The following is a 9,995-nucleotide window of genomic DNA, read 5'->3' as shown; positions in this document are numbered from 1 at the left end:
GGTGGTGGGTGTGTTGTTTTTTTGTTCCCATCGTTCCCCTCCTCCCCCTTCCTCCTCTTTTTCGGCTGACATCTTTTCCCCCCCCCTCCCCCCCTGTCCCCCCTCCGGGTTTTTTTCCCCTTGGGCCCCGGGACAGCTGGTGCTCAGCGCTTGGACTTCGCCGTCTTGGGCGTGACCAGCCTGCTGCCGGTCCAGTCCTTGCCGGCGTTGATGCTCTTGGTCTGCGAGAGGCCTGCGGTCTGGGCGGCCTCGTTGATGTCGCTGGGCTCGACATAGCCGTCACGGCCGGTCTTCGGCGTCATCAGCCAGACCGTTCCGCCGTCATCGACCAGCCCGATGGCGTCCACCAGTGCGTCCGTAAGGTCGCCGTCCTCGTCACGGAACCAGAGCAGGACGACGTCCGCCACGTCGTCGTACTCCTCGTCGACGATCTCCTGGCCGGTGACGGCCTCGATAGCCTCACGGAGCTCCAGCTCGACGTCGTCGTCGTAGCCGATCTCCTGGACCACCTGTCCGGGCTCGAACCCCAGCCTTGCAGCTGGGTTGGTCCGCTCCTCCGCGTGGTCCGCGGTCGCGCTCACGGCTTGCCTCCTGATCTTGTTTCGGAAAATGCTTCAGCCGCGCGCGTACGCGAGGCATTGGCCGTAGTCCACACGGGCGGGACGGATCGCGCAAGTACCCTGCCGCCGAGACCGCCGAAACGGTGACGTTTACGGCCGTCCCGCCGCAACTCCAGGCAGTCCTGCGTCCGGAGCGGCGAAACACCCCACCCCCTTCGCCACCTTTGTACGCTTCGGTGGCGCCGGTCCGCCAATCGGGGGCGGTTGGTTACCCATCGGTAGAGATGACGTAATTGCTCCCCGGGGTACACGATGGGGAACGGCGCAATCACCGAGAACTTCACAGACCCCCCGCAACCGAGCAGCGAAGGAACAGCGTGGCTTCCGGATCCGATCGCACCCCGATCATCATTGGCGGCCTGCCGAGCCAGGTCCCGGATTTCGATCCGGAGGAGACCCGGGAGTGGCTCGACTCCCTGGACGCCGCCGTCGACGAGCGCGGCCGTGAGCGAGCCCGTTACCTCATGCTGCGTCTGATCGAGCGCGCCCGCGAGAAGCGCGTGGCCGTGCCCGAGATGCGCAGCACGGACTACGTGAACACGATCGCGACCAAGGACGAGCCGTTCTTCCCCGGCAACGAGGAGACCGAGCGCAAGATCCTCAACGCGACCCGCTGGAACGCCGCGGTGATGGTGTCCCGCGCCCAGCGTCCCGGCATCGGCGTCGGCGGCCACATCGCCACCTTCGCCTCCTCCGCGTCGCTCTACGACGTGGGCTTCAACCACTTCTTCCGGGGCAAGGACGAGGGCGACGGCGGCGACCAGATCTTCTTCCAGGGCCACGCGTCGCCCGGCGTCTACGCCCGCGCGTTCATGCTGGACCGGCTGAACGAGACCCAGCTCGACGCGTTCCGTCAGGAGAAGTCGAAGTACCCGAACGGGCTGTCGTCGTACCCCCACCCGCGGCTCATGCCGGGCTTCTGGGAGTTCCCGACCGTGTCGATGGGTCTCGGCCCGATCGGGGCGATCTACCAGGCGCGGATGAACCGCTACATGGAGGCGCGCGGGATCGCCGACACCTCCAAGTCGCACGTGTGGGCGTTCCTCGGCGACGGCGAGATGGACGAGCCCGAGTCGCTCGGCCAGCTGTCCATCGCCGCCCGTGAGGGCCTGGACAACCTGACCTTCGTGGTCAACTGCAATCTGCAGCGCCTCGACGGCCCGGTGCGCGGCAACGGCAAGATCATCCAGGAGCTGGAGTCGATCTTCCGGGGTGCCGGCTGGAACGTCATCAAGCTGATCTGGGACCGCACCTGGGACCCGCTGCTCGCGCAGGACCGCGACGGCATCCTGGTCAACAAGCTCAACACGACGCCGGACGGCCAGTTCCAGACCTACGCCACGGAGACCGGTGCGTACATCCGTCAGCACTTCTTCGGCGAGGACCACCGGCTGCGCGCCATGGTCGAGAACATGACCGACGACCAGATCCTGCACCTGGGCCGCGGCGGCCACGACCACCGGAAGATCTTCGCGGCCTACTCGGCGGCCCGCGCCCACAAGGGCCAGCCGACCGTGATCCTCGCCCAGACGGTCAAGGGCTGGACGCTCGGCCCGAACTTCGAGGGCCGCAACGCGACCCACCAGATGAAGAAGCTGACGGTCGACGACCTCAAGGGCTTCCGCGACCGGCTGCACCTCCCGATCAGCGACAAGGAGCTGGAGTCCGGCCTGCCGCCGTACTACCACCCGGGCCGCGAGTCGGAGGAGATCCAGTACATGCACGACCGCCGCAAGTCGCTGGGCGGGTACGTCCCGACCCGGGTCGTGCGGTCGAAGCCGCTCGTCCTGCCGGACGACAAGACGTACGCAGCCGTGAAGAAGGGCTCCGGACAGCAGTCGATCGCCACGACCATGGCGTTCGTGCGACTACTGAAGGACCTCATGCGGGACAAGGAGATCGGCCGGCGGTTCGTGCTGATCGCGCCCGACGAGTACCGCACCTTCGGCATGGACTCGTTCTTCCCGAGCGCGAAGATCTACAACCCGCTGGGCCAGCAGTACGAGGCCGTGGACCGCGAGCTGCTCCTCGCGTACAAGGAATCCCCGACCGGTCAGATGCTGCACGACGGCATCTCGGAGGCGGGCTGCACGTCCTCGCTGATCGCCGCGGGCTCGGCGTACGCGACGCACGGCGAGCCGCTGATCCCGGTGTACGTCTTCTACTCGATGTTCGGTTTCCAGCGGACCGGCGACCAGTTCTGGCAGATGGCCGACCAGCTCGCGCGCGGCTTCGTCCTGGGTGCGACCGCGGGCCGTACGACCCTCACCGGTGAGGGTCTGCAGCACGCGGACGGCCACTCCCAGCTGCTGGCCTCCACGAACCCGGGCTGTGTCGCCTACGACCCGGCCTTCGGCTTCGAGATCGCGCACATCGTCAAGGACGGTCTGCGGCGGATGTACGGCTCCGACGCCGAGCACCCGCACGGCGAGGACGTCTTCTACTACCTGACCGTCTACAACGAGCCGATCCAGCACCCCGCGGAGCCGGCCGACGTGGACGTGGAGGGCATCCTCAAGGGCATCCACCGCTTCAAGGCGGGCGAGGCGGGCGAGATCCCGGCGCAGATCATGGCGTCCGGTGTCGCGGTGCCATGGGCCGTCGAAGCGCAGCGGATCCTCGCCGAGGAGTGGAACGTACGCGCCGACGTGTGGTCGGCGACGTCCTGGAACGAGCTGCGGCGCGAGGCCGTGGCGGTGGACGAGCACAACCTGCTCCACCCGGAGGAGGACCAGCGCGTGCCGTACGTGACGCAGAAGCTCGGCGGCGCCGAGGGACCGTTCGTGGCCGTCTCCGACTGGATGCGGTCGGTGCCGGACCAGATCTCCCGCTGGGTGCCGGGGCGTTACACCTCGCTGGGCGCGGACGGCTTCGGCTTCGCGGACACGCGGGGCGCGGCCCGTCGCTACTTCCACATCGACGCCCAGTCGATCGTCCTCGCGGTGCTCACCGAGCTGGCGAGGGACGGCAAGGTGGACCGCTCGGTGCTGAAGCAGGCCGTGGACCGCTACCAGCTGCTCGAGGTGGCGGCGGCGGCTCCGGGCGCGGCGGGCGGCGACGCCTAGCTCTTCGTGCCTTCGTACCCCCGTTTACGATGCGCTCATGAAGGAACGAACCGCGCAGATGCGCTGGGAAGCGCGTACGCAGGGGCCGCTGCTGGGGCTCGCCATCGCGTTCGGCGCCGCCTACGCCGTGCCGATCGTGGCTCCGGACGCCCGGTCCTGGGTGCACGATCTCTGCGCGCTCGTGGAGTGGGTGGTGTGGGGCGCCTTCGCCGTCGACTATCTCGCACGGCTGGTGCTCGCGCCGTGCAAGTGGCTGTTCGTCCGCAAGCATCCACTGGATCTGCTGGCGGTGCTCCTGCCGCTGGTGCAGCCGCTGCGGCTGCTGCGCGTGGTCGCCACCCTGCTGCTCGTCGGGCGGCGCGCCCGGATGGCCCCGCAGATCACGCTGACCACGTATGTGGCGGGAGCGGTCGTCGGACTGATGATGTTCGGCTCGCTCGCGGTGCTGCACGTCGAACGGAACGCGCCCGACGGGAACATCAGAACGCTGGGCGACGCCGTGTGGTGGTCGTTCACGACGATGACGACGGTCGGGTACGGGGACCACGCGCCGACGACCGGCCTCGGGCGGGTGCTCGCGGTCGGGCTGATGCTCTCCGGTATCGCCCTGCTCGGTGTGGTGACCGCGAACATCGCGGCGTGGTTCATCGCCCGCTTCGACCGGGACGACGCCGAGGAGCGCCGGCAGACGGCGCTCCTCGAGGCCCTGGCCATGGAGGTCAGGGAGCTGCGGGCGGAGGTGGCGCGGCTGTCGGGGGCGCCGGTGGTCCCGACGGCCACGCCCGAGATGCCCGCGCAGGCTCCTAGTTCTCCCACACCTTGAACGCCCGCACCTTGTACGGGGACTGCGGCACCCAGGTGCCACCGCCCGGGTACGTCTCGAACTCGCCGGTCTCCGCGCACTCCGCCGACTGGTAGGTGGTGACGGGGCGTCCGGTGCGGTTGGCGAGGGCCTGGGCGGTGGTGCCGGCGGGGAGCGGTACGCAGGAGTCGATGTCGAGCCCGGACAGCTCATGGGTCTGCACGGTCCCCTTGAAGTCCGGCTTCTGCCAGAGGCACAGCTCCCCGGGGCCGCAGGCGCCGAGCGCGGGCCCGGTCGCGGCGGAGGCGGCGGCGGGCAGGAGTGCCGTGGTCAGGGCAAGGGTGGCGGTGAGGACGGACGTACGCATGGCGGATCAACCCCCGTGTCGTTGTGGATCACTGGCCGCAGCCTGACCGGTACGGACGTGGGCGCGGAAGACCCGCCGGGGCGGACCACCCTGATAGGCGACAGCCCCGCCGGAACCGCCCGGCGGGGCTGTCGTACATCGGAGGTTGACGTCGGGGTCCGACGCCCGTGGTCGACGTCGGAGGCCGGCCTCAGATGTGGGCCGCGCCCGCACCCGCCTCCGCGTTCTCACCGCGCTTGGTGAAGAGGGCGACTCCGGCGGCGGCCACCGCGACGATGCCCGCGACCGTGAAGGCCATGTGCATCCCCGACATGAAGGTGTCCTGCGCGACGCCGGTGATCTGCTCCACGACCGGCTTCGGGGTCTGCGGGGTGACCGGGGCGATACCGACCTCGACCGCCTCCTTCGCCATGCCCAGCTGCTCGGGCGTGAGCGGCGGGAGCTTCGCGTCCGCCCAGTTCCCGGCGAGGTCCGAGCTGACCTTGGCCGACATGACCGCACCCAGCACCGCCGTGCCCAGGCTGCCGCCGACCTGCATGGCGGCCTGCTGCAGGCCACCGGCCACGCCGGACAGCTCCAGCGGCGAGTTGCCCACGATGACCTCGGTGGCGCCGACCATGACCGGGGCCAGGCCGAGGCCGAGGAGAGCCAGCCAGACGGACATCGGCAGCGTGCCGGTGTCCGTCGAAAGGGTGGTCATCCCGAACATCGCGACCGCCGTGCACACCATGCCGCCGACCAGCGGGATGCGCGGGCCGAACTTGGTGATGAGCGCTCCTGCGAGCGGCGAGGAGACGATCATCATCGCGGTGAGCGGCAGCAGGTGCAGACCGCTGTCGACGGCGCTCATGCCGTGCACGTTCGCCAGGTAGAAGGTGACGAAGAACAGGCCGCCCATGAAGGCGAAGGCCATCAGCACCATCAGTACCGTGCCCGCCGAGACGGGGACGGAGCGGAACAGCCGCAGCGGGATGAGCGGCTCCTTGACCTTGCTCTCCCAGACGGCGAACAGCACGAACAGGACCAGCGCCCCGGCCAGCCAGCCCAGCGTGTTCGCCGAGCCCCAGCCCCACTCGCCGGCCTTGATCAGTGGCCAGATGAGGGCGAACATCGCGCCGGACAGCAGCACGATGCCGGGGATGTCGAAGGACCTCGGCGCGTTCTCGGCGCGGTGGTCCTTGAGGATGACCAGCCCGAGGACCAGCGCGACGACGCCGACCGGCACATTGATGAAGAAGACGGACTGCCAGCTGACGTGCTCGACGAGCACACCGCCGAGGATCGGGCCGCCGGCCGTCGACGCGCCGATGACCATGCCCCAGATGCCGATCGCCATGTTCAGCTTCTCGGCGGGGAAGGTGGCGCGCAGCAGGCCGAGCGCGGCCGGCATCAGCAGGGCGCCGAAGAGGCCCTGGAGCACGCGGAAGACGATCACCAGGGCGATGGAGTCGGCGAGGCCGATGGCCCCGGAGGCCGCGGCGAAGCCCGCGACGCCGATGAGGAAGGTCTGGCGGTGGCCGAAGCGGTCACCGAGCTTGCCCGCGGTGATCAGCGCGACGGCGAGCGCCAGCAGATAACCGTTGGTGATCCACTGGACGTCCGCGAGCGAGGCGCCCAGGTCCTTCTGGATGGCCGGATTGGCGATCGCGACGATCGTGCCGTCCAGCGCGACCATCATCACGCCGATGGCCACGGAGAAGAGCGTCAGCCAGGGGTGGCCGCGAAGCCCCTTGGCCGGCGCCGGTACGGGAAGATGGTCCGCCGGCGCCTTGTCGACTGTGGTCTGACTAGTCATGCGCCCGAGGCTAATGTCAGCGACTGACAGTTGACAAAGCAATTCATGAGTCGGTAACTGTCATGTAGCTCACAGATACCCTGAGCTGGGAAAAGCATCGAAGAGACGGCGGAGAGCAGGCCACGAGGTGACGGGAACCGGACTGCGTGAGCTGAAGAAGCAGCGCACCCGCGACGCCCTGGTGCGGGCCGCGCTCGAGCTCTTCACGACGCAGGGGTACGAGCACACGACGGTCGACGAGATCGTGGACGCCGTCGAGGTGTCCCAGCGCACCTTCTTCCGGTACTTCGCCAGCAAGGAAGAGGTGACCTTCGCCGTCCAGGAGCTCGTCGAGTCCCACTTCGTCGCGGAGCTGCGGCAACGGCCCGCCGACGAGGGCCCGTTCGACGCGATGCGCAACGCGGCGCACATCGCCTGGGACACCATCGGCGAGGTCATCGAAGCGGTCGTCCCGGTCGAGCTCTACATGCGGGCGTACCAGATGATCGAGTCGACGCCCGCGCTGCTCGCCGTCCATCTGCGCCGCTCCGCCGAACTGGACGAGGAGGTCGCCCGGTTGATCGCCGACCGCGAGGGCCTCGACATCGACGCCGACCCCCGTCCGCGGGTCGCCGTCGCCGCCTTCACCGGGGTGATGCGGGTGACCGGCCGGCTCTGGGGCCAGGGCGAGGACGCGAGCATGGACACCATCCGGGCACTGACCGAGAGCTATCTGGACCACCTCGGCCCGGCACTCGCGACGAACTGGCGCACGCCCGGTTCGAGGGCGGCGGGCTCGGGTGCGGCGGACGCAGGCGGGGCGGACGCCGGCGCGGCGGGTGGTGCCGGCGGCGCGGATGGCACGGGCGGCGCTGCGGCGGGCACGAGCGGCTCGCGGGATTAGGCGCCGGCTCGGCGGGGCGCGAGCGGCGCCTACGGAAAGTAGCCGCGCGCCGTTCCCTGCCCTCCGGACGCGTGATGTCCCTCACGGTCTTCGCGGCCATCGCCGGGCGGCCCCTACGCTGTCTCCTCAGTGACTGCTTTCGACTCCTCCCCCACACTCAACGTCTGGCGCGCCCTGCTCGCTCTCGCCGTCGTGTTCGTGCTGCTCGCGACCACCGGCTGGACCGCCGTCCGGCATCAGCGTGGTCCCGGCGAGCCGAGGGAAGCGGCACTCGCCTCCTGGGAGAAGGACCGGATCGGCACCCGTGCGCTCCCCGACCCGGAGTCGCCGCCCGCGCTGCTGGCCGGATTCTTCGCCTCCATCGGCACCAGGAACGCCGCCAGGCTGGCGAAGCGTCACCCCCTCGTCGTGGGAAACCTCAACGGGGTCCCGGTCACGTTGCGCTACCGCGCCAACCAGGTCGCCCTCTCCCAGGCTCGTCAGGTCGAGGCGTGGCGGATGCGCGACATCCGGCTCTCCGAGGACGGCAGACGCGAGGCGGGCCGCCGGATGCACCGGCTCGAGTCGCTCATGCGCCCCGGCCGGCAGATCCTCGCCTTCGACCCGACCGGCAAGGGCCGGGCGGCCGAGGTGCTCGGCGATCTCGACCACGCCCAGCGGGTGTCGGTGATCGTCCCTGGAGTCGACACCAATCTCCTCACCTTCGAGAAGACCGAGCGCAAGTTCACGGCACCGGCCGGGATGGCCGAGTCGCTGTACATGGCCGAGCGTGCCGCGTCGCCGCGTACCCGCACCGCCGTCATCGCCTGGGCCGACTACACGTCCCCGGCCGGAGTGGGCCTCGACGCCTCGACCGGAAGGCTCGCCGCGAGCGGTGCCGACCGGCTGGTGGAGATGACCCGCGCGCTGCCCGGCACCGCCCCGGTGTCGCTCTTCTGCCACAGCTACGGCTCCGTGGTGTGCGGGGTCGCCGCCCGCGAACTGCCCGGCCGGGTCGGCGACCTGGCCGTCGCCGGCAGCCCCGGCATGCGGACGGAGAGCGCCGCGCAGCTGAGGACGGACGCCCGGGTGTGGGCGATGCGGGACAGCGACGACTGGATCCAGGACGTGCCGTACATGGAGGTCGGCGGACTCGGCCACGGCGCCGATCCGGTGGCCCCCGGCTTCGGCGCGCGGGTGCTCTCGGCGGCCGGAGCGGTCGGCCACACCGGCTATTTCGAGCCGGGCACGGAGAGCCTCAGCAACTTCGCCGAGATAGGCGTCGGTTCTTACGACACGCTGAGCTGCGCGGACGGCGATGCTGCCTGCCTCACCGGCGTCGACGGTACGGCAGCGGTCTGACGCGCGAAGAGGCGTGCGCGGGCGTACCGGGTGCACGCCGGGGATTGCCCCGATGGGCGACGCGCGGGCGCACGCCGCCTACGATGAGGCGCATGGGTGATGTGCTGGCCGGAATTCATGCCACCTGGGAGTTCGAACCGGACTCCGTACTCATCCGCTTCGCACGGGGGACCCGCGGCACGCCCAAGCTGTTCCAGGCGTTGGGCGAACGGCGCATTCCCCTCGAAGCGCTGGAGTCGGTGACCCTCTCCCCGGGCAAACGCGGCACGTTCGTGCTGCACGCGGTGCCGAGACCGGGCGCCGATCCGCTGATGGACGCGGCCGCGGGCCAGCTGAAGGAAGGCTGCGACCCGTACCGGCTGGTGCTGCCCGCGGAGCGCGAGACGCTCGCCGAGTACTACGCGGACGAGCTGCGCGCCGCGCTTCCCGTCCTCTCCGTCGAGGACGCGGTGCCCGCGGCCTCGTACCTGGTCTCGTCGGTCGCCGCGCCGCTGCAGTTCAAGGCGTACGACGGGAAGGCGACGTTCGACGGGGACAAGGTGTCGTTCCGCTGGTTCTGGACGGGCGCCTCGTCCGCCAAGTGGAAGGCGGGCGACCAGAGTTTCGCGGTCTCCGACCTGGTGGGCGTCGAGTGGCGCTCCCCCGATGTCCTGGACGGCTATCTGCGGCTGCTGCCGCGCGCCGGATCGTCGAGCGCACAGGCCGACCAGGATCCGGCCGCGGTCGTCTTCGGCCTCGGCTACGGCCCGGTCCACGAGTCCCTCCCCTTCGCGGCGGCGGTCCTCGAAGCGATCCGCGGGGCGGCCCCCGCGGCGGTGCCGGCCGCGGTGTCGGCCGCGGCCGGGGCGGTCCCGAGTGACCCGGCGGCGGTCGCGGAGCGGATACGGCACTTGGGGGAGCTGCACAGTGCGGGGCTGGTGACGGACGAGGAGTTCCGAGCGAAGAAGGCGGAGCTCCTGGCGGAGCTGTAGGGGGCGCGCCGCGCCCCCTGGGCCCCGGTCCACAGTGCGTTGTTGCCCCGCGCCGGGGCGATGCCCGGTTTGTCCGTCCGCACACGCCGGACGGGCCGGCTCTGCCGGGGCGTCATACCCCGGTATGACGTCGCGCCCGGCTCCGCGGTAT

Annotated in this window: 8 protein-coding genes; 5 read left to right on the top strand and 3 right to left on the bottom strand. The window is 70.2% G+C overall.

Annotated elements, in window-relative coordinates:
• Positions 1–143: 143 nt before the first annotated feature.
• Positions 144–581, bottom strand: coding sequence for a DUF3052 domain-containing protein (locus ACFV9O_RS11730; protein ID WP_385415660.1), 438 nt, complete (start codon positions 579–581; stop codon positions 144–146).
• Positions 582–937: 356 nt separating this feature from the next.
• Between ACFV9O_RS11730 and aceE the strand changes: the two genes are divergently transcribed.
• Together aceE and ACFV9O_RS11720 are read left to right on the top strand one after the other, a co-directional pair.
• Positions 938–3,685, top strand: coding sequence for a pyruvate dehydrogenase (acetyl-transferring), homodimeric type (gene aceE, locus ACFV9O_RS11725; protein WP_385415653.1), 2,748 nt, complete (start codon positions 938–940; stop codon positions 3,683–3,685).
• Between the two features lie 37 nt (positions 3,686–3,722).
• Positions 3,723–4,508 (top strand): potassium channel family protein, encoded by a 786-nt coding sequence (locus ACFV9O_RS11720; RefSeq protein WP_385415650.1) that lies wholly within the window; start codon positions 3,723–3,725, stop codon positions 4,506–4,508.
• Here ACFV9O_RS11720 and ACFV9O_RS11715 read toward each other — a convergent pair.
• Together ACFV9O_RS11715 and ACFV9O_RS11710 are read right to left on the bottom strand one after the other, a co-directional pair.
• Positions 4,489–4,854 (bottom strand): peptidase inhibitor family I36 protein, encoded by a 366-nt coding sequence (locus tag ACFV9O_RS11715; protein WP_385415647.1) that lies wholly within the window; start codon positions 4,852–4,854, stop codon positions 4,489–4,491. The two genes, ACFV9O_RS11720 and ACFV9O_RS11715, sit on opposite strands and share 20 nt — an antisense overlap.
• A gap of 190 nt (positions 4,855–5,044) precedes the next feature.
• Positions 5,045–6,649, bottom strand: a complete 1,605-nt coding sequence (locus ACFV9O_RS11710; RefSeq protein ID WP_385415644.1) for an MFS transporter — start codon at positions 6,647–6,649, stop codon at positions 5,045–5,047.
• Positions 6,650–6,776: 127 nt separating this feature from the next.
• On the opposite strand from ACFV9O_RS11710, the gene ACFV9O_RS11705 reads away from it, so the two are divergent.
• From ACFV9O_RS11705 to ACFV9O_RS11695, 3 genes are all read left to right on the top strand, one after another.
• The gene (locus tag ACFV9O_RS11705) at positions 6,777–7,532 is read left to right on the top strand and encodes a TetR/AcrR family transcriptional regulator (RefSeq protein WP_385415641.1); all 756 of its coding nucleotides are present in this window, start codon (positions 6,777–6,779) and stop codon (positions 7,530–7,532) included.
• Between the two features lie 129 nt (positions 7,533–7,661).
• A complete protein-coding gene (locus tag ACFV9O_RS11700) occupies positions 7,662–8,873 on the top strand; it encodes an alpha/beta hydrolase (RefSeq protein ID WP_385415638.1) in 1,212 nt (403 codons plus the stop codon).
• Between the two features lie 92 nt (positions 8,874–8,965).
• Entirely contained in the window at positions 8,966–9,844 is an 879-nt protein-coding gene (locus ACFV9O_RS11695; RefSeq protein WP_385415635.1) for a DUF4429 domain-containing protein, read from the top strand.
• Positions 9,845–9,995: the final 151 nt, after the last annotated feature.

The sequence above is a fragment of the Streptomyces sp. NPDC059909 genome, from assembly GCF_042730885.1.
Lineage (GTDB): Bacteria > Actinomycetota > Actinomycetes > Streptomycetales > Streptomycetaceae > Streptomyces.
This window is presented reverse-complemented; position numbering and strand designations above follow the sequence as displayed.

What these genes read in the sequence shown, in the direction of transcription:
- ACFV9O_RS11720 (WP_385415650.1), top strand. Translation starts at nt 3,723, where the DNA reads ATGAAGGAACGAACCGCGCAGATGCGCTGGGAAGCGCGTACGCAGGGG.
- ACFV9O_RS11715 (WP_385415647.1), bottom strand. Translation starts at nt 4,854, where the DNA reads ATGCGTACGTCCGTCCTCACCGCCACCCTTGCCCTGACCACGGCACTC.
- ACFV9O_RS11710 (WP_385415644.1), bottom strand. Translation starts at nt 6,649, where the DNA reads ATGACTAGTCAGACCACAGTCGACAAGGCGCCGGCGGACCATCTTCCC.
- ACFV9O_RS11695 (WP_385415635.1), top strand. Translation starts at nt 8,966, where the DNA reads ATGGGTGATGTGCTGGCCGGAATTCATGCCACCTGGGAGTTCGAACCG.